The organism is Parachitinimonas caeni (assembly GCF_030129945.1).
Lineage (GTDB): Bacteria > Pseudomonadota > Gammaproteobacteria > Burkholderiales > Chitinimonadaceae > Parachitinimonas > Parachitinimonas caeni.
The window spans coordinates 36,626-62,058 of the sequence record NZ_JARRAF010000001.1 but is presented as its reverse complement, the minus strand read 5'-3'; the positions used below and the strand labels follow the sequence as shown (position 1 = coordinate 62,058).

At 59.1% G+C, this 25,433-nt stretch carries 24 protein-coding genes; 7 read left to right on the top strand and 17 right to left on the bottom strand.

Annotation, left to right across the window (positions count from 1 at the left end):
* Positions 1–64: 64 nt before the first annotated feature.
* From PZA18_RS00255 to PZA18_RS00240, 4 genes are all read left to right on the top strand, one after another.
* Positions 65–2,047: a cytochrome c biogenesis protein ResB gene (locus PZA18_RS00255; RefSeq protein WP_284098763.1), complete on the top strand. Its 1,983-nt coding sequence runs from the start codon at positions 65–67 to the stop codon at positions 2,045–2,047.
* A gap of 5 nt (positions 2,048–2,052) precedes the next feature.
* On the top strand, positions 2,053–3,207 hold the full coding sequence (gene ccsB / locus PZA18_RS00250) for a c-type cytochrome biogenesis protein CcsB (RefSeq protein WP_284098762.1): 1,155 nt from the start codon (positions 2,053–2,055) through the stop codon (positions 3,205–3,207).
* A 110-nt stretch (positions 3,208–3,317) separates the two neighbouring features.
* The gene (locus PZA18_RS00245; protein WP_284098761.1) at positions 3,318–3,830 is read left to right on the top strand and encodes a GNAT family N-acetyltransferase; all 513 of its coding nucleotides are present in this window, start codon (positions 3,318–3,320) and stop codon (positions 3,828–3,830) included.
* Positions 3,830–4,702, top strand: coding sequence for a DMT family transporter (locus tag PZA18_RS00240; protein ID WP_284098760.1), 873 nt, complete (start codon positions 3,830–3,832; stop codon positions 4,700–4,702). Before PZA18_RS00245 ends, PZA18_RS00240 begins: the two co-directional genes overlap by 1 nt.
* Positions 4,703–4,710: 8 nt before the next feature.
* Here PZA18_RS00240 and PZA18_RS00235 read toward each other — a convergent pair whose 3' ends face one another.
* Positions 4,711–5,442: a 16S rRNA (uracil(1498)-N(3))-methyltransferase gene (locus PZA18_RS00235; RefSeq protein ID WP_284098759.1), complete on the bottom strand. Its 732-nt coding sequence runs from the start codon at positions 5,440–5,442 to the stop codon at positions 4,711–4,713.
* A 93-nt stretch (positions 5,443–5,535) separates the two neighbouring features.
* Between PZA18_RS00235 and PZA18_RS00230 the strand changes: the two genes are divergently transcribed.
* Positions 5,536–6,087, top strand: coding sequence for a thioredoxin family protein (locus PZA18_RS00230; RefSeq protein WP_284098758.1), 552 nt, complete (start codon positions 5,536–5,538; stop codon positions 6,085–6,087).
* Between the two features lie 22 nt (positions 6,088–6,109).
* On the opposite strand, the gene lpxC is transcribed toward PZA18_RS00230, so the two are convergent.
* From lpxC to mraZ, 16 genes are all read right to left on the bottom strand, one after another.
* Complete coding sequence (lpxC, locus tag PZA18_RS00225) at positions 6,110–7,021, bottom strand: UDP-3-O-acyl-N-acetylglucosamine deacetylase (RefSeq protein WP_308447317.1); 912 nt, start codon at positions 7,019–7,021, stop codon at positions 6,110–6,112.
* 165 nt (positions 7,022–7,186) lie between these two features.
* Positions 7,187–8,353, bottom strand: a complete 1,167-nt coding sequence (gene ftsZ, locus PZA18_RS00220; protein ID WP_284098756.1) for a cell division protein FtsZ — start codon at positions 8,351–8,353, stop codon at positions 7,187–7,189.
* 130 nt (positions 8,354–8,483) lie between these two features.
* Positions 8,484–9,722: a cell division protein FtsA gene (ftsA, locus tag PZA18_RS00215; RefSeq protein ID WP_284098755.1), complete on the bottom strand. Its 1,239-nt coding sequence runs from the start codon at positions 9,720–9,722 to the stop codon at positions 8,484–8,486.
* 55 nt (positions 9,723–9,777) lie between these two features.
* Positions 9,778–10,503, bottom strand: a complete 726-nt coding sequence (locus PZA18_RS00210) for a cell division protein FtsQ/DivIB (RefSeq protein ID WP_284098754.1) — start codon at positions 10,501–10,503, stop codon at positions 9,778–9,780.
* A gap of 494 nt (positions 10,504–10,997) precedes the next feature.
* Positions 10,998–11,918 carry a D-alanine--D-alanine ligase gene (locus tag PZA18_RS00205; RefSeq protein ID WP_284098753.1) on the bottom strand — a complete coding sequence of 307 codons (921 nt, stop codon included), beginning with the start codon at positions 11,916–11,918 and terminating at the stop codon, positions 10,998–11,000.
* Positions 11,915–13,309 carry a UDP-N-acetylmuramate--L-alanine ligase gene (gene murC / locus PZA18_RS00200; protein WP_284098752.1) on the bottom strand — a complete coding sequence of 465 codons (1,395 nt, stop codon included), beginning with the start codon at positions 13,307–13,309 and terminating at the stop codon, positions 11,915–11,917. The genes PZA18_RS00205 and murC overlap by 4 nt, the downstream gene beginning before the upstream one ends.
* Before the next feature lie 56 nt (positions 13,310–13,365).
* Entirely contained in the window at positions 13,366–14,433 is a 1,068-nt protein-coding gene (gene murG / locus PZA18_RS00195) for an undecaprenyldiphospho-muramoylpentapeptide beta-N-acetylglucosaminyltransferase (protein ID WP_284098751.1), read from the bottom strand.
* Positions 14,430–15,596 (bottom strand): putative lipid II flippase FtsW, encoded by a 1,167-nt coding sequence (gene ftsW / locus PZA18_RS00190; protein WP_284098750.1) that lies wholly within the window; start codon positions 15,594–15,596, stop codon positions 14,430–14,432. The genes murG and ftsW overlap by 4 nt, the downstream gene beginning before the upstream one ends.
* Positions 15,593–16,966 (bottom strand): UDP-N-acetylmuramoyl-L-alanine--D-glutamate ligase, encoded by a 1,374-nt coding sequence (murD, locus tag PZA18_RS00185; RefSeq protein WP_284098749.1) that lies wholly within the window; start codon positions 16,964–16,966, stop codon positions 15,593–15,595. Before murD ends, ftsW begins: the two co-directional genes overlap by 4 nt.
* Positions 16,967–16,976: 10 nt before the next feature.
* Positions 16,977–18,062 carry a phospho-N-acetylmuramoyl-pentapeptide-transferase gene (gene mraY, locus PZA18_RS00180; protein ID WP_284098748.1) on the bottom strand — a complete coding sequence of 362 codons (1,086 nt, stop codon included), beginning with the start codon at positions 18,060–18,062 and terminating at the stop codon, positions 16,977–16,979.
* Positions 18,063–18,065: 3 nt separating this feature from the next.
* Positions 18,066–19,448 (bottom strand): UDP-N-acetylmuramoyl-tripeptide--D-alanyl-D-alanine ligase, encoded by a 1,383-nt coding sequence (locus PZA18_RS00175; protein WP_284098747.1) that lies wholly within the window; start codon positions 19,446–19,448, stop codon positions 18,066–18,068.
* A complete protein-coding gene (locus tag PZA18_RS00170; protein WP_284098746.1) occupies positions 19,445–20,938 on the bottom strand; it encodes a UDP-N-acetylmuramoyl-L-alanyl-D-glutamate--2,6-diaminopimelate ligase in 1,494 nt (497 codons plus the stop codon). The genes PZA18_RS00175 and PZA18_RS00170 overlap by 4 nt, the downstream gene beginning before the upstream one ends.
* Complete coding sequence (locus tag PZA18_RS00165) at positions 20,935–22,668, bottom strand: peptidoglycan D,D-transpeptidase FtsI family protein (protein ID WP_284098745.1); 1,734 nt, start codon at positions 22,666–22,668, stop codon at positions 20,935–20,937. Before PZA18_RS00165 ends, PZA18_RS00170 begins: the two co-directional genes overlap by 4 nt.
* A gap of 3 nt (positions 22,669–22,671) precedes the next feature.
* A complete protein-coding gene (gene ftsL, locus PZA18_RS00160) occupies positions 22,672–22,971 on the bottom strand; it encodes a cell division protein FtsL (protein WP_284098744.1) in 300 nt (99 codons plus the stop codon).
* Entirely contained in the window at positions 22,968–23,903 is a 936-nt protein-coding gene (rsmH, locus tag PZA18_RS00155; RefSeq protein WP_284098743.1) for a 16S rRNA (cytosine(1402)-N(4))-methyltransferase RsmH, read from the bottom strand. Before rsmH ends, ftsL begins: the two co-directional genes overlap by 4 nt.
* Positions 23,900–24,346: a division/cell wall cluster transcriptional repressor MraZ gene (mraZ, locus tag PZA18_RS00150; protein WP_284098742.1), complete on the bottom strand. Its 447-nt coding sequence runs from the start codon at positions 24,344–24,346 to the stop codon at positions 23,900–23,902. Before mraZ ends, rsmH begins: the two co-directional genes overlap by 4 nt.
* A gap of 275 nt (positions 24,347–24,621) precedes the next feature.
* Here mraZ and PZA18_RS00145 point away from each other — a divergent pair, with 275 nt between their 5' ends.
* Both PZA18_RS00145 and PZA18_RS00140 read left to right on the top strand, forming a co-directional pair.
* On the top strand, positions 24,622–24,957 hold the full coding sequence (locus PZA18_RS00145) for a hypothetical protein (protein WP_284098741.1): 336 nt from the start codon (positions 24,622–24,624) through the stop codon (positions 24,955–24,957).
* Positions 24,958–24,997: 40 nt separating this feature from the next.
* Entirely contained in the window at positions 24,998–25,318 is a 321-nt protein-coding gene (locus PZA18_RS00140; protein WP_284098740.1) for a protein MIGRI, read from the top strand.
* Positions 25,319–25,433 lie beyond the last annotated feature (115 nt).

Below are 25,433 nucleotides of genomic sequence, written 5' to 3'. Positions count from 1 at the left end.
TTAAGGTAATAAAACTGTGCGTCGTCATTCAGTTTTGCGGGTACTGTACGAGCTACTGTCCTCCATGCGGTTTGCAATCAGTCTGCTGGTAGTTTTGGCGATTGCATCGATTATCGGAACTGTACTCAAACAGAACGAACCCTATAGCAATTATGTATTCGAATTAGGCCCATTCTGGGCGGTATTTTTTGAAATTCTTGGCTTGTATGATGTCTACCATTCAACCTGGTTTCTATTTATTCTAGGGTTCGTGGTTGTCTCGACAGCTTTTTGTATCTATCGACATTTGCCGGGGATTTTGCGTGATATGCGCAGTTACCGGGATAGTGCCAGTCTTAAATCATTAAGGGCTATGGCCCACCACGCAGAGTTTCCTGTATCTGGTGCAATGGAGCCGATAAAGGCTCGCATATTGGCGAGCTTGCAAGGATCTGGATATCAGGTAAAAGTTCTGCAGCGGGAAGATGGGCTGATGTTTGCTGCAAAGCGTGGCAGCAAGCATAAGCTCGGCTATTTGCTTGCCCACAGTTCGATTGTTCTGTGTGGATTAGGTTTCATGCTGGACGGTAATCCGGTTCTGCGCTGGCAGCAATTGTTTGGCACCAAGGTTGCAGAGACTCGCGATTTACCTCAGAGCAAGATTCCTGCTGCCAGTCGGCTAGCGCCAAATAATCTTGCTTTCCGTGGCAATGTCACGGTCCCCACCAATGCGGAAGTAGATGTTATTTTTATCAATAGTGGTTCTGGGTATTTTGTTCAGGAGTTACCTTTCTCGATCAAGCTAAATAAATTCCAGGTTGAACATTACTCAACAGGGCAGCCAAAGCTATTTGCGAGTGACATTACGGTGACTGAAAAGGCTACCGGTAAATTGACCAAGGCAACGGTTTCAGTGAATCACCCTCTGGTTGTTAATGGCATTGCAATTTATCAGGCAAGTTTTGGAGATGGCGGGTCGAAGCTTGAATTGATGGCCTGGAATTTATTTGATCCCGCAGCGCGGCCGCATTTGGTTAACACCACATCTTTAAATAGTCAGCCGTATCAAATTGGCAAAGATAAATATACTCTGGAGTTGGGTGAGTTTAGGCCATTTAATATCGAGACAATGGATGAGGCCAAGGCTGTAAATAAAGAAGGTATCACGGGGATTTTGGCCGATGTCCGCTCCGTCAAGGCTGAAAGGCGGACACGGAATATGGGGCCTTCCATTCAGTTCAAGTTGCGGGATACGCAAGGACAAGCCAGGGAATTTCTGAACTATATGTCCCCAGCCCAGCTTGATGGGCGGTTTTACCTGTTGTCAGGGGTGCGGACCGAGGTGGCACAGCCATTTGGTTTTGTAAGATGGCCGTTGGATGAGAGCATGAAGATTGATGGTTTCATGCGTTTGCGAGCAGTCATGCTCGATGCTGCGGCTTACCCGGAAATTGCTCGACGCGCCGGCGTCAAGGCGCGCGCAGGCGGTGCTATCAGCGCCAGCTCGGCGGCGGACTTTGAGCGATCAGTTGTCTGGGTTTTGCAACGATTTGCGGAAGGTGGGTTTGCTGAACTTGATCGTTTCCTAAAGGCCAAAGTGCCTGAAGATAAACGCAAGACAGTCGCTGAAACGTATATCAAGATCTTGCAGGGCGCTGCTGCTGAAGCCTTGGCTTTGGCAGACGAACGGGCTGAGCTGCCATTCCGGCCGCTTGACGAGGATCGTTCCCGCTTCCTGATGGATGGCTTGGTGGCGATATCTGCCAGTTTTGATTATGGCGTGCCGGTTTATCTGCAGCCCGTTGGGTTTGAAGAAGTCAAAGCGAGTGGTTTGCAACTGACGCGAGAGCCCGGCAAATCCTTGATTTACTTGGCTGCCTTGATGATGATCTGCGGGGTATTCTGCATGTTTTACATCCGGGAAAGTCGCATATGGCTACATCTGACGACAGAGCGGGCTTTATTGGCTATCAGTTCCAATCGGCGCAACAGCGAGTTGGATCGGGAATTTGAAAAGTATCGGACCGGCCTGGCCAAAGTGCTGGATGCCGCGTCAGCTCAGGAGTGATTGCAATGCAACAGGATTCCTCAACTACGTTGGATGTCGGGGTCGAGGCCCAAGGGTGGTCCATTCGCGCTTCGGACATTGTCTTTGGGTTGCTGGTGCTCGTGGTAATGGTGCTGGCTTGGCAGAAGCTCGGTACCAAGATGGACTACTACGAACAGGCCATCCTGCTCGGTAGTGGCATCGCGGTGGTGGCCTTTGGTTGTTTCTGGCGGCCTGCACGCCAGTTCATGGTCGTGTGCGGGCTGCTGGCGCTCGGTGCCACCCAGCTCTATCAAGGGGATTTGGCCAGAGCAGGTCAGGTTTTCTGGTTGAAGTACCTGCTTGCCAGTCAGTCGGCCGTGATGTGGATGTGTGTGCTGTTTGTGTTGGCCACCTTGTTGTATTGGCTGGGACTGGCGACCCGTTCAGCGACGGCTGATCTGGTGGGGACGGGTCTGACATGGTCTGCAGCGGCTGCAGCGCTGGTGGCAAAGCTGGTTCGCTGGTATGAGAGTTATTTGATTGGTGCCGATGTCGGCCATATTCCGGTCTCAAATCTGTATGAAGTATTCATCCTGTTCTGTCTGATCACAGCGCTGATGTATCTGTACTACGAACAGAAGTTCGCCACTCGTCGTATGGGCGCTTTTGTTTTGCCGATCATTACGGCGGCAGTTGGTTTCATCCTTTGGTACAGCTTTGATCGGAGAGCGCATGAAATACAGCCTTTGATCCCGGCACTGCAATCCTGGTGGATGAAGATTCACGTCCCTGCCAACTTTGTCGGCTATGGCGCCTTCTCGCTGGCTGCGATGCTTGGAGTGGCGCAGCTGCTGGTGTCTCGTGGCATTCTGGCCAGCCGCTTACCTAGCTACGATCTGCTGGGTGAGGTCATGTATCGGGCGATTGCCGTCGGCTTCCTGTTCTTTACCATTGCGACGGTGTTAGGTGCGATGTGGGCTGCTGACGCCTGGGGTGGGTACTGGTCGTGGGACCCTAAGGAAACCTGGGCCTTGATTGTCTGGCTCAATTACGCAGTCTGGTTGCACTTGCGTCTGGTGAAGGGCTGGCGTGGCAATGTGCTGGCATGGTGGGCGGTGCTTGGCTTGCTGGTCACGACTTTTGCATTCCTTGGCGTCAATATGTTCCTGTCGGGTTTGCATTCCTATGGCACGCTGTAGCCATCTTTTCCAAACAGCATGTGGATCTGGCGGTATAGAGCCGGGAGCCTAGGAATGCACTGAATACGCCGGCCAAGCTTTGCTTGGCCGGTTTGGTTTTTGAGAAGACTATGGATGTAACTTTGCAGTGGAAGCGGGTGTTCACCCCAACTGCTGATGATATTTCGGATGTCATGACGGTGTGCCGATCAACGCCTGCCTATTGGCGGCTGACAGAGGGTCGTCTGCCTGATCAGGCAGAAGTCTGCGGCTGGTTTGGTCTGGATAATTTGCCCCAAGGTTTTACCCTGGCGGATGCCTTCAACTTCATCATTTATTGTGAGCAGGAAGTTATAGGGTTTTGCCAGATCCTGCGTGGCTGGCGTTATCCCGAGCAGAGCACCATCGGTCTGCTGCTAGTGGTGGAATCCTGGCAAGGCCGAGGGGTTGGGCGCCAGATCTACCAGCAGATTGAAGCCCTGGTGCGCGATTGGCCCGGTATGGAATGGATACGTGCCGGGGTCATCGCCACCAATTTGCCGGCCTTTCCGTTCTGGTATCGCATGGGTTTTGTGGATACCGGCGAGCGTCGTCAGGAACTGCAGTTTCTGGCTGAAACCGTCATTCTGGAAAAACGTCTCTGATGCCAACCAGCCTTGCTTATCCGGCAGTGGTGTTTATATGGTCTACCACGGCACTGGCGATTAGCTGGAGTGTCGGGGGAATGTCCTTCATGAGTGCGCTGGTCGGAAGAATGGCGTTAGGTACGCTGTTTGCCGTGCTGGCCTTGTTCCTGCTTGGGCGGTCGTTTCCAATGGGGCGGGCTGCCTGGCGCAACTATCTGATTGCCGGCGGGGCGATGGTCAGCTCCATGCTATGCACGTATTGGGCTGCACAGAGCGTGTCATCTGGCTTGATTGCGGTACTTTATGGCCTGTCACCCTTGGTGACGGCGTTATTGGCCAGCCTGATCGTTGGGGAGCGTCCTGGGCGTGGGGAGCTTGTCGGCATTGGCTTAGCCCTGCTGGGCCTATGGCTGATCTTTTCTGGCCGTCTATCGATCGGGCATGGCGGGGTGTTGGCGATTCTGGCGGTGTTGGCCGGTGTGGTACTGCAAGCGTTAGGGGCGGTGCTGACCAAAAAATACGGCAGTGAAGTACCGCCAATGGCGACAGCGGCTGGGGCTTTGCTGGTTTCTGCTGTGGGTAGCGGGCTGGTCTGGTTGTTGTTTGATCGCCAATTGCCACAAGCCGTATCGGCACGCGGCATCTGGGCCGTGGTCTATCTGGCTTCTGTTGGATCGGTGTTGGCCATGAGCCTGTACTTCCTGCTGATCCAGCGGCTACCGACCAGCCATGTTGCGCTGATTACGCTGATTACTCCCGTGACGGCGCTTTGGCTGGGGCATGTGCTGAATGGTGAGAGCGTTGAGCCGCATGTCTGGCAGGGGTCGCTGGTGATCCTGGCGGGTCTGGCGGTTCATCAACTACCCCTCTGGCTTAAGCGCCGACGCTGACCCGCGACTCAGCACAGATCTCCGTAGCGTGCCTGTAGCAGTGCCGAGATGACCGGCGCTACGGTTTCAGTTCTGAACAGGCGAGGGCCGAGCCATAAGGGCGTGAAGCCCGCATCAATCGCTCTTTGCTCTTCTGCCGCACTGAAGCCGCCCTCTGGACCAATCAGCACCGTTGCGCCACTGGCCGTTGGCGGGAGCTGATCAAGCTTGCGCGCACCCATTGGGGATAGCAGTAGACGCAAACCGCAGGGGTCTGCATTGACGATGGCGTCATCAAACTTCTGCAGAGGCTTGATGACCGGCACGGCCGTCCGGCCGCATTGTTCGCAAGCCGATACGGCCACCTGCTGCCAATGCTGCAGACGCTTGTCAGCCCGTTCGCCATGCAATTTGACCGAGCAATATTCCGACCAGATCGGCTGAACGCAACGTGCGCCACATTCTGCGGCTTTCTGCATGGTGTAGTCCATGCGATCGGAGGCCGAGAGGGCCTGGATCAAAGTGAGCGCGAACGGCGACTCCCGGTTGACCGCGCAATGTTCGGCCAGGGCAACACGTACCTTGCGCTTGCCCATCTCCTCTACGGTTGCCGGGTACTCCCCTCCATGGCCATTGAAAAGCACCAGGGCGTCACCAGCCTCCAGCCGCAGCACCTGAGCATGCCGGACCAGGTCTTCAGGTAACTCCAGCTGCTGGCCGGATGCAAGTCCTGCATCAATGTAGAAACGTGGAATCGACATACCGTGTTACCTGAAAAAAGCCAGTCGCCAGCGCAATGCAGGCGGGCGGGTTAATATGAAGGGGTAACCACCCACACGGAGGACGGGAGTCCGATGGTCAGTGTTTCTACCCCGGTTTGTGATATTGGGCGTGTCGCCCCGGATTTCATTCTGCCCGGTACCGATGGCCAGCAACATACGCTGACCTCACTTGCCGGCGAGAATGGCACGCTGGTGATGTTTATCTGCAATCACTGCCCGTTTGTAAAAGCGATTCGTGAGCGCCTGATCGTCACCTGCCGCGAGCTGGAAGCTTACGGTGTACGGAGCGTTGCCATCAGCGCGAATGATCCCTCGCTCTACCCCGAGGACTCTTTCGACTATATGAAAGCCATTGCCCAGGCCCTCGACTTCCCCTTCCCTTACCTCTACGACGAAACCCAGGCCGTAGCCAAAGCGTATGGTGCAATCTGCACCCCTGATTTTTTTGGCTTCAACAACGATATGCGTCTGCAGTATCGGGGGCGATTTGATGCGGCGGGCAAACGGCCACCAACACCGGGTATGCGCAGGGAGCTGTTTGAGGCAATGAAGCAGATTGCCATGCTGGGAGAAGGGCCTCGCGAGCAAGCACCCAGCATCGGCTGTTCGATCAAATGGCGCTGAGGCGACTTCGACAGCGAACCGCTCAGATGGCCAGCGGCTGCAGCTGATGGAAGGACGATGGCGCCTGTTCCGGTCGGCTGAACGTGACAAATTCCCAGGCATCCTGCTCGGCCAAGAGGGCTCTGAGCAGCCGGTTATTCATGGCGTGACCCGATTTGAAGCCTTCAAACGCACCAATCAAGGGATGGCCAATGATGTAGAGGTCTCCAATCGCATCCAGCACCTTGTGGCGTACAAACTCATCCTCAAAGCGCAGTCCATCACTATTCAGTACCCGATACTCATCCAGCACGATGGCGTTTTCCATACTGCCGCCCCGGCCCAGACCATTCAGGCGCATGTACTCGACTTCGTGGATAAAGCCGAAAGTACGTGCGCGCGCCACTTCCTTGATATACGAGGTATTGGCGAAGTCCAGCGCTACTTGTTGTGCTGATTTGCGAAACGCAGGGTGGTTGAATTCAATCGTCAGGGTGACCTTATAACCATCGTGGGGCAGTAAACGGACCCACTTGTCGCCATCCTGTACCTCAATAGGCCGTTTTACCCGAATAAAGCGCTTGAGCGGCCGTTGTTCTTCGATCCCTGCCTGTTGCAGCAAGTAGATGAAAGGAGCTGCACTGCCATCCATGATCGGCATCTCCGAGGCATCGACGTCCACACGAATATTGTCGATGCCCAGGCCAGCAAAGGCGGACATCAAATGCTCGATGGTCGCGACTCGAACCCCATCCTTGACCAGGGTGGAGGAGAGACGGGTGTCATTGACGAGTTCGGGGCCGACCCTGAATTCCACCGGCTCGGGCAAGTCGGAGCGACGAAACACAATTCCGGTATCCGCTGCGGCTGGCGAGAGCTTGAGTACAACCTTCTCGCCCGAATGCAGGCCGACACCGACAGCGCGAATCGCCGATTTCAGGGTTCTTTGATGGATCATGGATGGTAGACAGACAACAAGCTTGGACAGCTGATTTTGCCACAAGGGTCACAGGCGCAGGATTGAACCTCGCTATGTCCGCGATAGCTAAAACAGCGGGCGGGCGTAGCGGGCCGGGGCATCAGCGTCGGGCTGATGCCGCCGGTTCCGCAAGCCGCATGATCAGTCGGCCTGCTTGCGCAGGAAGGCTGGGATATCCATATCGACAGCAGAATGACCGCGAGCCTGTTCGGTCAGTACGGGTGCCCGGCGGCCACCACGCCAGACGGCGGGGGTATCCAGTGCCTCGTAATCGACCGTCTCGGTGACCACATCATCCGTACCGGTTTTGACCAGCGTGAAAGCTTTCTGCTGGGGCTTGGTTTCCTTGGCGCCAAGACCGGTGGCGACCAGCGTTACGCGAATGCGTTCACCCATGTTCTCATCGAAAGCCGTGCCGAAGATGATCTTGGCGTCTTCTGCTGCGTAATTGCGTACGGTTTCCATGACTTCGTGGACTTCGCGCATCTTCAAGCTGTGGTCGGCAGTGATATTCACCAGAATGCCGCGCGCGCCATTCAGCGAGACGTCTTCGAGCAAGGGGCTGGCAACGGCTTGCTCGGCGGCGGTCCGCGCCCGGTCGGCGCCTTCCGCAAAGGCCGAACCCATCATGGCCATGCCCATCTCGGTCATAACGGCCTTGACGTCGGCGAAGTCCACATTGACCAGACCGGGGCAGTTGATGATCTCGGCGATACCGGCCACGGCACCCCGCAACACATCATCGGCAGCCTTGAAGGCATCGCGGAATGACACATCATCACCCAGAACCTGCATCAGCTTGTCATTGGGGATGATGATCAGCGAATCCACATACTTCGATAGTTCGTCGATGCCCGACTGCGCAGACTTCTGACGCTTGCCCTCGAAGGCAAAGGGGCGGGTGACCACGCCCACGGTCAGAATGCCTTTTTCACGGGCGATCTGCGCAATCACCGGTGCTGCACCCGTACCGGTACCGCCACCCATGCCGGCGGTGATGAACAGCATGTCGGCGCCGCCGATCATGTCTTCAATCCGCTCGCGATCTTCCAGTGCGGCTTCGCGACCGACTTCCGGGTTGGCGCCAGCGCCAAGGCCTTTGGTCAGATCGGCGCCAATCTGCAGCAGATTGGTTGCCTTGTTGCGCTTCAAGGCTTGAGCATCGGTGTTGGCGCAGATGAACTCAACACCTTGAACATTGCAGGCGATCATGTGATCGACCGCGTTTCCACCGCACCCGCCGATGCCGATAACCTTGATGATGGCCTCGGGGGCTACGTCTTGCATGACTTCAAACGACAGAGCCATTTGCACTTCTCCTCTTTGCCCGAATGAGTACTTCTTTGCCCGAAATAAAACACACTTCAAACTGAAAAGAGCGACTGCCCGATCTCCTGTCGCGTCGCGCACTCGTGGTGCGGCCGCGCGAAGAGAAGGGTCAGAAATTACCTTGTAACCAGGCCCGCATCCGCTCGAATACGTGGCCGATGCCATTGCCCTGCAGGCGGGCGATCTGGCTGCGTTGCATCATCTGCTTGCCGATCAGCAGCAGGCCGACCACCGTTGAGTAGCGCGGATTCTTGACGACTTCCGACAGGCCGCCCACGTACTGCGGCACACCCAGCCGGACCGGCATGTGGAAGACCTCTTCTCCCAGTTCCACCATGCCTTGCATTTGCGCCGATCCGCCGGTGATGACGATCCCCGATGACAGGCGTTCTTCGAAACCAGAGCGGCGCAGTTCAGCCTGCACCAGCGAGTACAACTCCTCCACCCGAGGCTCGATCACCTCGGCCAGGGTTTGGCGCGATAGCTGACGCGGGCCGCGATCGCCAACACCAGGCACTTCCAGCAGCTGTTGTGGGTCAGCCAGCTGACGCAAGGCCACGCCGTGGGCGCGCTTGATGTCTTCGGCTTCCTTGGTGGGGGTGCGCAAGGCCATCGCGATATCGTTGGTGATCTGGTCGCCAGCGATCGGGATCACGGCGGTATGGCGGATGGCGCCTTCCGAGAACACGGCGATATCGGTGGTACCGCCACCGATGTCGATCAGGCAGACGCCCAGATCCTTTTCGTCTTCCGACAGAACTGCAGTCGCCGACGCGAGCGGCTGCAGGATCAGATCGGTCATCTCCAGCCCGCAACGGCGGACACATTTGGTGATGTTCTGGGCGGCACTGATGGCACCCGTGACGATGTGTACTTTGACTTCCAGCCGTACGCCACTCATGCCCAGTGGCTCGCGCACGTCTTCCTGACCATCGATGATGAATTCCTGGGTCAGGATGTGCAGGATCTGATGCTCGGACGGGATGTTGACGGCACGGGCGGTTTCAATCACCCGGTCCACATCGGCCTGGGTGACTTCCTTGTCCTTGATGGCCACCATGCCGTGCGAATTGAAGCTGCGGATATGGCTGCCAGCAATGCCGGTCAGCACTTCGCGAATCTTGCAATCCGCCATCAGTTCGGCTTCTTCCAACGCGCGCTGGATGGCACCAACGGTGGATTCGATATTGACGACCACGCCCTTCTTCAGGCCCTTGGAAGGCGCCTGGCCGAGGCCGACGATTTCGAGCCGGCCGTCAGGCAGAATCTCGGCTACCAGCGCGACGATCTTCGACGTGCCGATATCGAGCCCAACCAGCAGGTTCTTGTTTTCCTTGGGTTTACTCACGACCAATTCTCCAGCTTCTTTGCTGCGCCGTTGCCGGCAATCCGGTTCATCTCGGTTACCCTGTCTTTTTCGGCTTGGGTGGTACGAAGTCCGGCAGGCGGACCGCAAAGCCGTTCGGGTAACGCAAATCAACGTAATCGACAGTGCGGTTCATCACTGCCAGGGTGTTGGGGTAGGCCAGCACAAATTTCTTGACGCGGGTTTCCGCGTTATCGCGACCTACTTCCAGTACCAGTTGTTTATCCAGCTCCAGCCGCCAGGCGCGCCGCGCCGACAGCCAGACATGGGTGGGTTGCAGCTTGATCGGGGCCAGCTGCTCCTTGAAATTGATGTAGCCCGCAGCCAGATCCTTCTCGCTGCCGTCCGGCCCCTCCAGCACGGGCAGGGGGTCATTGCTGGCGGCGTCGAAACGCTCACCAAAGGTATTGAGCAGGCTGACCGAACCCCAGCGGGCCAAGGCCACATGCTCTTCCATCGTCACTTCCAGCCGGTCAGGCCAGCGACGACGTACCGACACTTGGCGGACCCAGGGTAGCTTCTCGAAAGCCTGCCGGGTTTTGTCGAGGTCCAGCGTAAAGAACGTGCCTTTCAACTCGTTGCGAATCACATACTGCAGCTGCTCCCGCGTGATGTGGCTGAGTTGCCCGTCAACCTGAATCTTGCGGACGGGGAATAGCGGCGAATGCACGGCAACGAACAAAGCCGCATACAGCAACAGCAGGACGGCAAAGCCGGTCAGCAGGTTGGCCAGCCAGAGCAGGAACTGGGGCTTATCCCACACGGCTGATCTCCCCTTGTGCGATGGCCCGCAGAGCGCACCAAGCAAAGCTTGGTGAGGCAGGCAACTGGCGGGCTTCTGCCGTGTGTCCTGATTGAACCCCACTCCCCTCGCCCTCGCCCTGCGAGGGGGCCTCGCTGGCGCTCGTGGCGTGGCGTCCGCTGTTCATTCCCAGTGGAGCGCACCAAGCAAAGCTTGGTGAGGCAGGCAACTGTCGGGCTTCTGCCGTGTGTCCTGATTGAACCCCACTCCCCCCGCCCTCGCCCCGCGAGGGGGTCTCGCTGGCGCTCGCAGTGCTGTATCCCTTGTTCTTTACGGCATGTTCGTGCTGGGCAGCGCTTGTTGAGTCAGGGCAATGTGGAAGCCTGTTTTCCAAACCGCCTGCTGGTTTGCCAACAAAACTGGCTGCTAGTTGCGGCGCGCGTGGCCATGCGCCAGCGACGTTGGCTGGTGTTGGCATGGGGCGGAGCGCTGCGGCGGGGGTCACGGCTTTTTCCTCACAGTGTGGTGTCGAGTATCTTCAGTACGATGTCGGCGTAGTCCATGCCGACGGCTCTGGCTCCCATCGGGAACAAACTGTGGCTGGTCATGCCGGGTGCGGTATTCACTTCCAGCAGATAGGGGTTGCCGGCCTCATCCATCAGAAAATCAACGCGGCCCCAGCTTTCCCCGCCAATGGCCCAGAAAGCCTTTTTCACCAAGCTGGCGATGGTGGCTTCCTTGTCGGCGCTGAGGCCGCAGGGGCAGTGGTAGACCGTGTCATCGCGGAAATACTTGGCCTGATAGTCGTAAAACTCGGTGGCCGGCTCGATCTTGATCATCGGCAAGACGGTGTAGCCATTGACGGCATCGCCAAGTACCGGTGCGGTGTACTCGCCACCGCCGACAAAGGCTTCGGCCAGAACCAGACGGTCGTACTTCCTGGCTTCTTCGTAGGCAGCCTTGAGTCCGCCAGCCGTCTTGACCTTGGTCACCCCAATGCTGGAGCCCTCGGTGGCGGGCTTTACAAACAGCGGCAAGCCAAGCTTTTGCTCGATCGCGTCAAAGTCGCTGTGCTCATCCACCAGCTCGAAAGCCGGGATCGGCAGGCCAAGCGCTTGCCAGATCAGCTTGGTGCGCAGCTTGTCCATACCCAGTGCGCTAGCCATGACACCGCAGCCGGTGTACGGCACGCCCAGAAACTCCAGTGCGCCCTGAATCGTGCCATCCTCGCCGCCGGGGCCGTGCAGGATCAGGAATACCCGGTCGAACCCTTCTTCTTTCAGGGCGGATAGCGGTTTGTCCTTCGGGTCGAAGGCGTGGGCATCGACACCGCGCGATTGCAGGGCCTCCAGCACGCCACCGCCACTCATCAGAGAGACTTCACGTTCTGCACTGTTGCCGCCCAGGATGACGGCGACTTTTCCGTACTGATTCATTGTTTTCCAACCAATCTGGCGGGAATGCCGCCGATGGAGCCTGCGCCCATCGTGACGATGACATCCCCGTCTTTTGCGTGTTCAAGAATGGCGGTGGGCAGTTCGCCGAGGGCTTCGACAAACAGCGGTTCCACTTTGGCGTGTACCCGCACGGCGCGGGTCAGGGCACGGCCATCGGCGGCCACGATGGGCGCCTCGCCGGCAGAATAGACTTCAGTCAGAACCAGGGCGTCCACGGTGGATAGCACCTTGCTGAAGTCCTCAAAGCAGTCGCGGGTACGGGTATAGCGATGCGGTTGGAAAGCCAGCAGCAGCCGGCGATCCGGGTAGGCACCACGAACGGCGGCCAATGTGGCGGCCATTTCAACCGGGTGATGGCCGTAGTCATCAATGACCAGCGCTTTGCCGCCCTGCGGCAAGGTGGCCTCGCCGTGGTGCTGGAAGCGCCGACCGACGCCACCAAACCCGGCAAGTGCGGCCTGGATGGCGGTTTCTTCGGCGCCAACTTCCAATGCCACGGCAATGGTGGCCAGTGCGTTCAGCACGTTATGGTGGCCGGCGGCGTTGAGCAGAATCTCCATCCGGCTTTCTTCGCCGTTCTTCCAGATGGCGGTGAAGCGCATCTTGCCGCCCGGCATGGCTTCGATGTTTTCGGCGCGCAACATCGCGTCCGCGCTGGTACCGTAGGTCGTAACGGGCTTGGACACCATCGGCAAAATGGCGCGCACATTCGGATCATCAATACACAGAATCGCCCGGCCATAGAAGGGCAGATGGCTGATGAAGTCGAGGAAGGCCTGCTTCAGTCGCACGAAGTCATGGCCATAGGTGTCCATGTGGTCGGCGTCGATATTGGTGATGACGGCGAGCACCGGTTGCAGCAACAGGAAGGAGGCATCGGACTCGTCGGCTTCGACCACGATGAAGTCACCGCGCCCCAGTTTGGCGCCGGTGCCTGCTGTATTGAGCTTGCCGCCGATCACATAAGTCGGGTCCAGTCCGGCCTCACTCAATACCGAGGCAATCAGGCTGGTGGTGGTGGTTTTACCGTGCGTACCGGCCACGGCGATGCCCTGGCGAAAACGCAGCAGCTCGGCCAACATCATGGCGCGAGGGATGACCGGCACGCCACGGCTGCGCGCTGCCAGCACTTCGGGGTTGTCTGCCCTGACGGCGGTCGAAGTGACGACCACATCCACGCCGGCAATGTGCGCGGCGTCATGTCCAATATGAATACGCGCACCAGCGGTTTGCAAGCTATGGGTGACAGAGGATTCACCCAGATCGGAGCCGCTGATCTCGAAGCCAAGATCCAGCAGTACGCCTGCGATGGCACTCATGCCGGCGCCGCCGATGCCTACAAAATGGATGCGTTTAACCTTATGTTTCATATGCTTTCACAGAAAAAGCGGGTCAGACTCTGACACGGTCTTGTTCAGCGTTTCCTTTAATCAGCCAGTGATTCGAGAATGTCTGCTACCACCTTGGTGGCATCGGGTTTGGCCAGACCGCGAGCGGCCTCGGCCATTGCCAGCAATTGCGGGCGGTTGTACTGCTGCAAGCGTTCGGCCAGCCATTGCACGGTCAGCTCGCGTTGCGGGACCAGCACGGCTGCACCGTTGTCGGCCAGATAGGCGGCATTGCCGGTCTGGTGGTCATCCACCGCATGCGGGAAAGGCACCAGAATCGCGCCGACGCCCGCTGCTGCCAGTTCGGCAATCGTCAGGGCCCCGGCACGACAGATCACCAGATCGGCCTCGCCATAGGCGGCAGCCATGTCGTCGATAAACGGCAGGCATTCGCCCGCAACACCTGCCGCAGCGTAGTGGCCGCGCAGTGCGTCGATCTGCTTGGCCCCGGCTTGATGTTTGACCAGTGGCCGCTGGTCGGCCGGGATCAGGGCCAGTGCCTGCGGCACGGTTTCGTTGAGTACTGCCGCACCCAGACTGCCACCGACCACCAGAATCCGCAGCGGGCCGACCCGGCCGGCAAAGCGGTCGGCAGGGGCCGGCAGGGCGGCGATTTCTGGCCGCACCGGATTTCCAACCAGCTGACCTTTCTTGGGGAAGGCGCTGGGGAAGGCCGTCAATACCCGATTGGCCAAGCGCGACAAGACTTTATTGGTGAGCCCGGCTACCGAGTTCTGCTCGTGGACCACCAGCGGCAACCAAAGAAAGCGCGCGGCAATCCCCCCGGGGAAGCCGGTGAAGCCACCAAAGCCGATGCTGACATCCGGGCGGACCTCGAAGTACACACTCAATGCCATCACAAAGGCCCGCAGCTGTTCGAAGGGCAGTGTCAACAGGCGCAACAAGCCTTTGCCACGCACGCCACCAATGGGCAGGGTGAGCAATTCAATGCCATGCTGCGGCACCAGTTTTTCTTCCATCGCCCCACGGGCACCCAGCCAGACGACTTTCCAGCCGCGTTCGCGCAGGGCGTTGGCGACGGCCAGCGCCGGGAAGATATGGCCACCGGTGCCACCGGCCATGATCAGCAAGGTACGGTGCTTCATACCGTGTACCCCCGCATCAGCTGGCGGTTTTCCCAGTCCACTCGCAGCAGGACGCCAAGGGCGATCAGGTTGGCCATGATGCCGGAGCCACCGAACGACAGCAGCGGCAGCGTCAGCCCCTTGGTGGGCAGTACGCCCATGTTCACGCCGATATTGATGATGGATTGCACTCCCAGCCAGATGCCCACACCCTGCGCAACCAGCGCAGCGTAATAGCGTTCCAGCTTGGCGGCCTGCATGCCGATGGCAAAAGCGCGCCAGGTGAGCCAGCCAAACAGCACGACCACGGTGGCAACGCCAGCAAAGCCCAGCTCTTCGGCGATGATGGCCATCAGAAAATCGGTATGCGCTTCAGGCAGGTAGGACAGCTTCTCGACCGATGCGCCCAGGCCAACGCCAAACCACTTGCCCCGGCCAAAAGCGATCAGCGAATGTGAAAGCTGGTAGCCCTTGCCGTAGGGGTCATCCCACGGGTTCATGAAGCCGATCAGCCGTTTGTAGCGGTATTCGGACGAGTAGATCAGTCCGACGAAGCCCACCACCAGCATGATGATCAGGCCGCCAAACAGTCGCCAATCAAAACCGCCGAGGAACAGGGTGCCCATGGCAATGGCGGTGATGACGGCCAGTGCGCCGAAGTCTGGCTCGGCCAGTAGCAGTGCGCCGGTCAGCAACATCACCAGAAACATCGGGAAAAAACCTTTGAGCAGGCTGTGCATGTAGGCCGCTTTGCGCACGGTGTAGTCAGCGGCGTAAAGCACCACAAAGAACTTCATGAGTTCTGAGGGCTGCAGGTTGACCACAAGCAAGCTCAACCAACGCTTCGAGCCGTTGACTTCACGGCCGACATGCGGCACCAGAACCAGAATCAGCAAGGCGGTGCCGATCAGGAATAGATAAGGTGCGTATTGCTGCCAAAGCCGGATTGGAATCTGGAATGCGGCAAAACCTGCCAGCAACGCTACAGCCAGGAAGGCGGCATGGCGTGTCAGGAAGTAGCTGTAACGAAAGCCGGTGTCGCGATCGACCTCGGCAGCGGCAATCGAGGCCGAGTACACCATGATCAGGCCGATAGCGAGCAGGATCAGCACCGCCCAGACCAGGGCAAGGTCATAGCCTGCCATGGCGGGACGACGGCGCAATGCCTGATAGAACATCTTCATCGGGCCGACTCCAGCTGCTTCACGGCAGCGATAAAGACTTCGGCGCGGTGGACATAATTGCGGAACATATCCAGGCTGGCACAGGCTGGCGAGAGCAGGACGACATCACCCGGTTGCGCCTGATGTGCGGCGGCTGCAACGGCGGCATCCATATCGGTAGCGTCGATCAGTGTGCAGCCACTGGGGGCCAACACCTCACGCAGGCGCGGAGCATCGCGGCCGATCAGGATCACGCACCGCACCTTACCCCGACAGGCCTCAATCAGCGGGCTGAAGTCCTGGCCTTTACCATCGCCGCCGGCAATCAGGACCACCGGCTGGGTCATGCCTTTCAGCGCCGCTTCGGTCGCGCCGACATTGGTGCCTTTCGAGTCGTCATACCAGCTGACGCCGTTGACTTCAGCGACCCGCTCTACCCGGTGCGGCAGTCCTTTGAACTGGCGCAAGGCGTTGACCAGAGGCAGGGTTGGCAGGCCGATGGCGCGGGTCAGGGCGAGTGCCGACAGGGCGTTGGCGGCGTTGTGCAGCCCAGCCAATGGCAGGTCGCTGGCCAGCATCAGCACGAAGTCCCCGCAAAGCAGCTCGTAATCGTCGCCGGCCTGGCGTAAACCATATTCGGTTGGGGTGCGCGGGGTGTCGAGACCAAACCAGAACACGCTGCGGCCGGGGCGGGCCATGCCCCGGCAGAAGCCATCTTCCCGATTGAGCACCATTGCACCCAGTCCGTTGAAAATGCGGGCCTTGGCCTGGGCGTAGTGCAGCATCGACGGGTAGCGGTCGAGGTGGTCTTCGCTGATATTGAGTACAGCGGCGGCATCCGGTGCCAGGCTGATGGTGGATTCCAGCTGGAAGCTCGACAGCTCCAGTACAAAGACGTCGGGACGGGGTGTCTGGCCACGCTCGATGCTGAGCAGCGCATCCAGCACCGGCAGGCCGATATTGCCGGCGACCACGGTGACTAGCCCGGCGGCTTCGCACATGGCGCCGACCATGGTGGTGACGGTCGATTTACCGTTGGAGCCGGTAATGGCAATGATCTTGCTGCCCCAGCCGCGAATGGCGCGGGCAAACAGTTCGATATCGCCGATCGCTTCCACGCCGGCGGCAACGGCTGCGGCCACGGCAGGGTCTGTCATGGCAACGCCTGGACTGACAACCAGCAGGTCGGCCGACTTGAAGCGGGTCACATCGTAGGCACCAGGCTGAAATGCCGCCTCCGGCAACTCGCGTCGCAGGTCGGCCAGACCGGGCGGCTCGGAGCGGCTGTCGGCCACGGTGACGCGGGCACCCTGCTGGCTTAACCAGCGTGCCGCCGACAGTCCTGTCGCGCCAAGACCTACCACAACCGTATGCTTGCCCTTGAGTTCCATTACGTCTCCGTCAGCGCAGTTTGAGCGTGGCCAAGCCGGCCAGAACCAGCATCATGGTGATGATCCAGAAACGAACCACCACCTGGGTTTCCTTCCAACCCTTCAGCTCGAAATGGTGATGCAGCGGTGCCATGCGGAACACTCGCTTACCCGTGAGCTTGAACGAGGCGACCTGGATCATGACCGACAGCGCCTCCATCACGAACACACCGCCCATGATGAACAGCACGATTTCCTGCCGGACGATCACAGCCACTGTGCCCAGTGCTGCGCCAAGCGCCAGCGCGCCGACATCGCCCATGAACACTTCTGCCGGATAGGCGTTGAACCAGAGAAAGCCGAGCCCGGCGCCGGCAATTGCCGCGCAGAACACCACCAGCTCACCGGCTCCGGGGATGTGCGGCAGGCCGAGGTATTTCGAGAACACCGCATGCCCGGCCACATAGGCAAAAATGGCCAGGGCACTGCTGACCAATACGGTGGGCAGGATGGCCAAGCCATCGAGACCATCGGTCAGGTTGACAGCATTGCTGGTGCCGACGATGACGCAGTAGGTCAGCAACATGAAGCCAATCGGGCCGAACGGATAAACAATGTTCTTGAAGAACGGCACGATGAATTCGGTATTGGCCGGCAAGGTAGCGGTGTTGGCCAGGTAGGCGCCGGCGGCAATAGCAATCACCGACTGCCAGAACAATTTGGCCTTGGCCGACAGGCCCTTCGGGTTTTTCAGTGCGACCTTCTTGTAGTCATCGACAAAGCCGATGATGCCGGTTGACAGGGTCACCAGCAGGACTACCCAGATGTATTTGTTGGAAAGGTCGCCCCATAGCACCGTGGTCAGACCGATCGACAGCAGGATCAGGGTGCCGCCCATGGTGGGTGTGCCAGCCTTGACCAGATGGGTTTGCGGGCCATCACTGCGTACAGCTTGCCCGACTTTGAGTTCAGTCAGCTTGCGGATCACATAAGGGCCGAGCAGGAACGACAGTCCCAGTGACGTCAGCGTTGCCAATACCGCCCGCAAGGTGATGTAGTTGAAAACGTTGAATGTGCGAACTGATTCGCCCAGCCAGTTTGCTAGCCATAGCAGCATTGATCAGTCCTCCAGCTTTCCAGTGGTCAGGGCGTCTACCACCCGTTCCATCCGCATGAATCGTGAACCCTTTACCAGAACCGTTGACTGGGCGCCTGACAGGGACTTCAGGTCGGCCAGCAAGGTGTTCAGGTCGGAATAATGGCGGGCGCCTTCGCCAAAACGGGCAACGGCATGCACCGTCTGCTCACCGAGTGCCAGCAGATGTTCGATCCCGGCGGCGCGTGCGGCCTCGCCGATTTCGGCGTGACGAGCGCTGATGTCCGCACCGATTTCACCCATATCACCCATGACGAACAGGCGAGGGGCGGCAAACTGCGCCAGCACGGCAACCGCTGCCCGCATCGAATCGGGATTGGCGTTGTAGCTGTCGTCGATCACCAGGGCGCCGCTCAGCGCCTGCTTGCGCTGCAGGCGGCCCTTGGCGCCCGTGCAAGTGGCCAGCCCTGCGGCAATCGTGGGCAAATCGATGTTGACCGAGAGCGCCAGCGTGGCCGCAGCCAGGGCATTGGCAATGTTGTGGCGGCCGGGCAAGGCCAACTCGACGGCAACGTCACCTTGCGGGCTGTGCAGCACGAAGCGGCTGCCCAGGGGCAGCAAGGCGATCTGGCTGGCGCGAATCTGGCCGCGTTCAATACCAAACGTCATCTGTGGTTGTGGGCGGGTTTGCTCGTGCCAGAAGCCGGCAAAGGCGTCGTCAGCGTTGAAACAGGCGATGCCGGCAGGGGTCAGCCCTTCAAAGATTTCACCCTTGGCGCGCGCAACGCCTTCGACCGAGCCGAGAAATTCCAGATGCGCCGCACCGGCATTGTTGACCAGTGCTGCCGTGGGCTTTGCCAGCTTGGTCAGATAACGGATCTCGCCGGCATGGTTCATGCCCATTTCGATCACGGCATAACGGTGCTGGGGGCGCAGGCGCAGCAGCATCTGCGGCACGCCCAGATGGTTGTTGAGATTGCCCGCCGTCGCCAGCACGGCATCGGGTCCGGCGTGGTAGCGCAGGACGGCGGCCAGCATTTCCTTGACGCTGGTTTTGCCGCTGCTGCCGGTAATGGCCAGCAAGGGTAGGTCAAACTGGCTGCGCCAGGCCGTGCCGAGCAGCCCCAAGGCCGCCACGGTGTCTTCAACAATGATCAGCGGGAAGTCGGCCGGAACGCGGTTGAGATCGAATGCCTGATCCACTACGGCAGCGGCAGCGCCGGCCTGCGCGGCCTGGGCGACAAACTCGTGGCCGTCGAAACGCTCGCCGCGCAAGGCGACGAACAGATCCGCCGGCTGCAGATCACGGCTGTCGGTGCTGACCCGAGCAAATACGGCCTCGGCAGGTCGAGGGCAGCTGGCGCCAAGATGGCGGGCGGCTTCGGCGACCGTCCACATTCCGCTCATTTGCCCTCCCGCTTGTGGGCGAGCGCGTGCCGGGCGGTTTCGATGTCTGAAAAATGAGTCTTCACGCCTTTGATTTCCTGATATTCCTCATGACCCTTGCCGGCAATCAGAACGATGTCGCCGGGGTGGGCGATCTGGACCGCGTGGTGAATTGCCATGCCACGGTCCGAATCAATGCTGTAATTGACGGTTTGTTCTGCCGATGAATCGACGCCGGATACGCCAGCGATGATGTCGTCGATGATGCGTTTCGGCTCTTCGCTGCGCGGGTTGTCGTTGGTGATGATCACCATATCGGCCCAGCGGCAGGCGATACGACCCATCAATGGCCGTTTGGTGCGATCGCGATCGCCGCCACACCCGAATACACAAATCAGACGTCCCCCGACCGGCAGGATCTCGCGCAGGGTGGACAGGGCTTTTTCGAGTGAATCCGGGGTGTGCGAATAGTCAACAACGACCATGGGCTGGTCCCAGCCGCCCAGGCGTTGCATGCGGCCCTTGGCCGATTCGACTTGAGACAACGCGGCCGCAGCGTCTTCCAGACTGATGCCGCTGGCCAGCAGGGCGCCCAGGCAACCCATCAGGTTGTAGGCATTGAAGCGACCAATCAGATGGGTATCGAGGCTGGCACTGCCCCAGGGGGTATCGACAGTCAGGCGAATGCCTTCATCACAGCAATCGTAGGCGCGCGCCCGGATCTCACCCTGGTTGAAGCCATAGCCGAGCTTGGTTGCGGCGGTACTGCCTGCCAGCATCTGGGCGCCAAAGGGGTCATCCAGATTGACGACGGCCGCTTTCAGTCCTTCCCAGCGGAACAGCTTGGCTTTGGCGTCGGCATAGGCGTCGAAGTTGCCGTGGTAGTCGAGGTGATCGTGGGTAAGGTTGGTAAAAACCGCGACATCGAAAGCCACGCCGTGGGCGCGAGCCTGATCCAGACCATGCGATGACACTTCCATGGCGACATGGCTGGCGCCGGCCTTGCGGTATTCGGCCAGCAGGCCCTGCAGTCTTACCGGGTCGGGCGTGGTATGCGAGGCGTCGGTCAGGGCATCCAGAAACCCGTAGCCCGTGGTTCCGATGAACGCAGCCTTGCCCCCCTGGCGGTTGAAGCATTGGGCCAGCCAGCTGGCTGTTGAAGTCTTGCCATTGGTGCCGGTCACGCCGACGACGGTCATTGACTGGCTGGGATCACCATATAAATGAGCGGCGACAACACCTGCTCCATCGCGCAGCTGGGGGAGTCCAAGGTTGGGGACATTCCAGCTGGCATCCCAAGTGAAGTTTTCCTGTTCCCACAGCACGGCCCGGGCGCCGCGCTGGATGGCGTCGGCGATATGCAGACGGCTGTCGCCGTGTTCGCCACGGCAGGCAAGGAAGACATCGCCAGGCAAGACCAGGCGGCTATCGGCCCGTACGGCGCTGCCGCCGGCCATTGCGTCGATTTGCGACCAATCGTAATCCGGTAGCTGCCAATCGGCTGGCTTCATGTTTCCTCCTTGATTTCCGGAACGTCTGGTTCCGGCAACAAGATGTTCTGGGTGGGGGCGTCAGGCGGCACGCCCAGCATGCGCAAACTGCCGGCCACTACCTGGCTGAAAACCGGTGCGGCCACGGCGCCGCCAAAGTGCTTGCCTGCACTTGGCTCATCAATCATCACGGCCACAATCAGACGGGGGTCCGAGATCGGGGCCATTCCAACAAACGACGACACATACTTATTGACGTAAGAACCCCCATCCAGCTTGTGTGAGGTACCGGTTTTGCCGCCTACCCGATAGCCGACGATCTGGGCCTTGCGCGCTGTGCCACCCGGCTGGGTGGCCATTTCCAGCATCTTGCGCAGTGCCTGCGCGGTCTCTGCGCTGATCACCCGACGGCCGGGCTGAGGCGCCACCAGCTTCTGAAAGGTAATGGGCCGAATTTCGCCATCGGTGGCGAAAATCATGTAGGCGCGGGCAATCTGCATCAGACTGACCGAGATGCCATGCCCATAGGACATGGTGGCTTGCTCAATCGGTCGCCAGGATTTCCACGGCCGCAGCCGGCCCGGCGTTTCCCCCGGAAAGCCACTGTGCGGCGGTGTACCAAATCCGACCGAGTCAAAAAACTCCCACAGATACTCGCGTTCCAGCGACAGCGCCATCTTTGAGGCGCCCACGTTGGACGACACCTGGATGACCTGTTCAACCGTCAGGGCGCCGTGGGGGTGCGCATCGTGAACCGTATTGGGGCCGATGGTCATGGAGCCGGGCGCCGTGTTGATCACCGTCAGCGGGGTGAATTTGCCAGACTCGATGGCGGCTGCGGCCGTGAACGGTTTCATGGTCGAACCGGGTTCATACACGTCAGTCAGCGCCCGGTTACGCTTGCGCGCCGGGTCCAGCTTGGCGCGGGTGTTGGGGTTGTAGCTGGGCATATTGGCCAGCGCCAGCACCTCGCCGGTCTTGGCGTCGAGCACGACAATGCCACCCGCCTTGGCACCATTTTCCTCCACCGCTTTTTTCAGCTCACGATAGGCCAGGTACTGGATGTTCTGGTCGATCGACAGCGTCAGGGTCTGACCATCCTTGGGTTGTTCCACCCCGGTGACATCCTCGACGATATAGCCGTGGCGATCACGGATCACATGACGGCTGCCGGCCTTGCCGGCCAGCATCGACTCACGGGTCAGTTCAAGCCCTTCCTGACCCTTGTTGTCGATGTCGGTGTAGCCAATCACGTGAGCCATGTGCTCTCCCGCCGGGTAATAACGCCGGTATTCGGTCTGCTTGAAGATGCCGGGAATGCGCAACTCCAGCACGCGCTGTGCTGCATCGGGGTTCATCTGCCGTTTCAGGTAGACGAAGTCCCGTTTGGTGTCTGCCAGTTTGCGTGTCAGCTCTTCCAGTGGAACCGACAATGCCTTGCTCAGCAGGGCCAGTTGGCTTGCGTGCAGCGGCTCCATATCGCTGGGACTGGCCCAGATCGACTGTACGGGGGTGCTGATCGCCAACGGGTTGCCATTGCGGTCGGTAATCGTGCCGCGATTGGCTTCCAGCTTGATCACGCGGTAGTAACGCGCCTCCCCCTGCTCACGCAAGAAGTCCTTCTGATACCCTTGCAGGTATACCGCCCGGCCGATCAGGGCCAGGAATAGCACCAGTAATGCGCCCAGCGTCAGCCAGGCTCGCCAGAACTGGAGCCGTAGCACCAGATTGGCGTTGGTTGTGTAAGCCATTGTTTACTCTTTGGTGGTCGGCGGTTTGTCGACCTTTTCTCCGCGCGGCAGGATGACCTGTACATGACCGCTGTCGGGCACCCGCATGTTCAGCCGGTTAGTGGCTTCTTTCTCGACACGCGAGTGCATTGCCCAAGTACTTTGCTCTAACTGCAGCTGCCCCCACTCAACCTCCAGCTGGGCTTTCAGCTGCTGTTCCTTCTGCAATTCGATAAACGCCTTGCGGGCTTTGTGCTGTGCAGTCACCGTGCCGAGCGCTGACAGAATCAGCACCGCCAGCAACAACAGATTCAGCCGCGTCACGCCGCGCCCGTCCTCTCGGCTACGCGCAGAATGGCGCTGCGCGATCGGGGGTTGGCGCTGACTTCAGCGGCGGATGGCCGAACCGGCTTGCCGATCACGTTCAGCCTGGGCTGTGCAATGTCGGCTGCGCGCACCGGCAACTTTTTTGGCAGCTTGTCGGCTTCGGCGGCATCGGCCATGAAACGTTTGACGATCCGGTCTTCCAGTGAATGGAAACTGATCACCGACAAACGCCCGCCGGTTGCCAGCCAGTCGAAAGCGACCGGCAGGGTCAACGCAAGCTCTTCAAGCTCGCGATTGATGAAAATCCGTATAGCCTGGAAGGTACGCGTCGCCGGGTCCTGGCCCGGCTCACGGGTGCGGACGGCCTTTGCCACGATCTGGGCAAGCTGTCGTGTCGTGGCGATTGGGTGTTCCCCCCTTGCCGCAACAATCGCTGTTGCAACCTTCCCAGCAAACCGCTCTTCGCCATAGTCTTTGATAACCTCCGCAATATGCTCCCGCGTGGCAGTGGCAAGCCATTCCGCAGCTGTCATGCCGCGAGTTGTGTCCATCCGCATGTCCAGCGGGGCGTCAAAGCGAAAACTGAAACCACGCTCCGCCTCATCAATCTGTGGGGAAGACACGCCCAGATCCATCAGCACGCCATCGACTTTTGACAGCCCCAGCGCCGATAACCGCTCGTTCAGCTCCGAAAACGGCGCATGCACTGCGGTAAAGCGCGGATCGTTGATGGTGGCGGCGTTGGCGATGGCTTGAGGGTCGCGGTCGAACGCAATCAGGCGGCCGGCCGGCCCCAGCTGAGACAGCAACAGGCGGCTATGACCACCACGGCCATAGGTGCAGTCCACATAGGTGCCATCGGGCCGAACCCTGAGGGCGGCAACCGCTTCTTCCAGCAATACGGTGATATGGGCCGGTGCTGTCGTCACAGTACAAAACCGTCCAGTTGCGCCGCTATCTCGTCTGGCGACATCGCCAGTGCGGCTTGTGTTTGTGCATTCCACTTCGCTTCGTCCCACAACTCGAATTTGCTTCCTAAACCAACCAGTGCAACCGCTTTATCGAGCGAAGCGAATTGACGCAGCGTCGGCGACACCAGGATGCGGCCGGCGCTATCCATCTCGATTTCCTCTGCATGGCCAAGAATCAGCCGTTGTAATGCGCGCGCCTGCGGATTGAACGCAGGCAGATTGTTGAGCTTTTCACGCACAGGCTCCCAGGCCGGGGCCGGGTAGATCAGCAGACACTGGCTGGGATCGACCGTGATGAACAGGCGCCCCCCGCATTGCTCGGACAGCACGTCACGGTGCTTGGCGGGAATCGCCAGGCGACCTTTGCTGTCGAGACTGAGGGTGGTAACGCCACCAAACATGGCTGCCCCAAAATGTGTCTGTAGAGTAGGAATAGTGGCACACTTTTTCCCACTTTTCCCCACGGCGCCCCACTATAAGGAAGCCGTATGTCTCGGTCAAGACGGCATATAGGGTTTTTTTGTTTTGCTACAATCACTTAAGATAAAACCAAATGCTAATATTCAAATGGAATAATCATTAATAAACAAAGAGATGTGTATTAATTCTCGCGTTAGTTGTTAATATTGCCCAGATTCACCCTGAAATGCTTTTGGCATTGATTGGAAATTGAGACATGCAATTACCACTGCGATTTTTTCCACTGGCCCTGCTAGGCCTGTCCGCGTGTGCCCAGTTACAGCAGACTGGCTCGGCTTTGCTCAACTACAACGGCGTCCTGTTGGACCATGAGGAGCAACAAGTCGGACGACAACGTTTCAGAGTACTGATCCGGGGATCGGCGGTGATGTTCGAGAATGATATCGAGCAGTTTTTCAAGCGACGGGCACAGGATTACTCGCAGGAGCTTGGCTGTCGCGGATACAAGCTCGTGCAGTATCGAGCCGGCCTGGAGAACACTTTGCTGGGCGCGCGGCGATACGCCGATGGAGTGATTGAATGCGTGACCTAAGCACTGCGGGGATTCACCTTGCCACTGCCCTGGACGGGCGATGGCTGCCTTACCTGACATCCAGCAGGCGGCATCTCGACAGCCTGGCACGATCTTCTCTGGCGGTATTGGGGTTCGTGCGGGAGAGTGGTTGGATTGTCCGGGTAAATGGATGTGCCAGGCGAAATACAACGGACTCTGGATCATGCTGAGCAAGCTGTTTTATTTGCTGCTGTTTCTGGCAGCGGTGCCGCTGGCCTGGCATTGGCTACTGCGGCCTGAACAACGTAAAGCCGGGCGCAGTGTGGTGGTCAAAGTCGCCTGGGTGCTGATTGTGGCAGCGATTGTTTCGGTGGCATGGCGTGTTGGCAGAGGTATATAAATAATATGTCTGATTGTCTGGCTGATTTGGGTCCCAATATCGTTAATCCGATTTTGTCTTGAGGGGGTTTATTGATCCTCTTGCGGTTGGCGATGGGAAATCGCGGATATTGGTC

Coding starts and splice junctions, on each gene's coding strand:
- PZA18_RS00255 (WP_284098763.1), top strand. CDS start 65: ATGCGGTTTGCAATCAGTCTGCTGGTAGTTTTGGCGATTGCATCGATT.
- ccsB (WP_284098762.1), top strand. CDS start 2,053: ATGCAACAGGATTCCTCAACTACGTTGGATGTCGGGGTCGAGGCCCAA.
- PZA18_RS00245 (WP_284098761.1), top strand. CDS start 3,318: ATGGATGTAACTTTGCAGTGGAAGCGGGTGTTCACCCCAACTGCTGAT.
- PZA18_RS00240 (WP_284098760.1), top strand. CDS start 3,830: ATGCCAACCAGCCTTGCTTATCCGGCAGTGGTGTTTATATGGTCTACC.
- PZA18_RS00235 (WP_284098759.1), bottom strand. CDS start 5,442: ATGTCGATTCCACGTTTCTACATTGATGCAGGACTTGCATCCGGCCAG.
- PZA18_RS00230 (WP_284098758.1), top strand. CDS start 5,536: ATGGTCAGTGTTTCTACCCCGGTTTGTGATATTGGGCGTGTCGCCCCG.
- ftsZ (WP_284098756.1), bottom strand. CDS start 8,353: ATGGCTCTGTCGTTTGAAGTCATGCAAGACGTAGCCCCCGAGGCCATC.
- PZA18_RS00205 (WP_284098753.1), bottom strand. CDS start 11,918: ATGAATCAGTACGGAAAAGTCGCCGTCATCCTGGGCGGCAACAGTGCA.
- murC (WP_284098752.1), bottom strand. CDS start 13,309: ATGAAACATAAGGTTAAACGCATCCATTTTGTAGGCATCGGCGGCGCC.
- murG (WP_284098751.1), bottom strand. CDS start 14,433: ATGAAGCACCGTACCTTGCTGATCATGGCCGGTGGCACCGGTGGCCAT.
- ftsW (WP_284098750.1), bottom strand. CDS start 15,596: ATGAAGATGTTCTATCAGGCATTGCGCCGTCGTCCCGCCATGGCAGGC.
- murD (WP_284098749.1), bottom strand. CDS start 16,966: ATGGAACTCAAGGGCAAGCATACGGTTGTGGTAGGTCTTGGCGCGACA.
- mraY (WP_284098748.1), bottom strand. CDS start 18,062: ATGCTGCTATGGCTAGCAAACTGGCTGGGCGAATCAGTTCGCACATTC.
- PZA18_RS00175 (WP_284098747.1), bottom strand. CDS start 19,448: ATGAGCGGAATGTGGACGGTCGCCGAAGCCGCCCGCCATCTTGGCGCC.
- PZA18_RS00170 (WP_284098746.1), bottom strand. CDS start 20,938: ATGAAGCCAGCCGATTGGCAGCTACCGGATTACGATTGGTCGCAAATC.
- PZA18_RS00165 (WP_284098745.1), bottom strand. CDS start 22,668: ATGGCTTACACAACCAACGCCAATCTGGTGCTACGGCTCCAGTTCTGG.
- mraZ (WP_284098742.1), bottom strand. CDS start 24,346: ATGTTTGGTGGCGTTACCACCCTCAGTCTCGACAGCAAAGGTCGCCTG.
- PZA18_RS00145 (WP_284098741.1), top strand. CDS start 24,622: ATGCAATTACCACTGCGATTTTTTCCACTGGCCCTGCTAGGCCTGTCC.
- PZA18_RS00140 (WP_284098740.1), top strand. CDS start 24,998: ATGGCTGCCTTACCTGACATCCAGCAGGCGGCATCTCGACAGCCTGGC.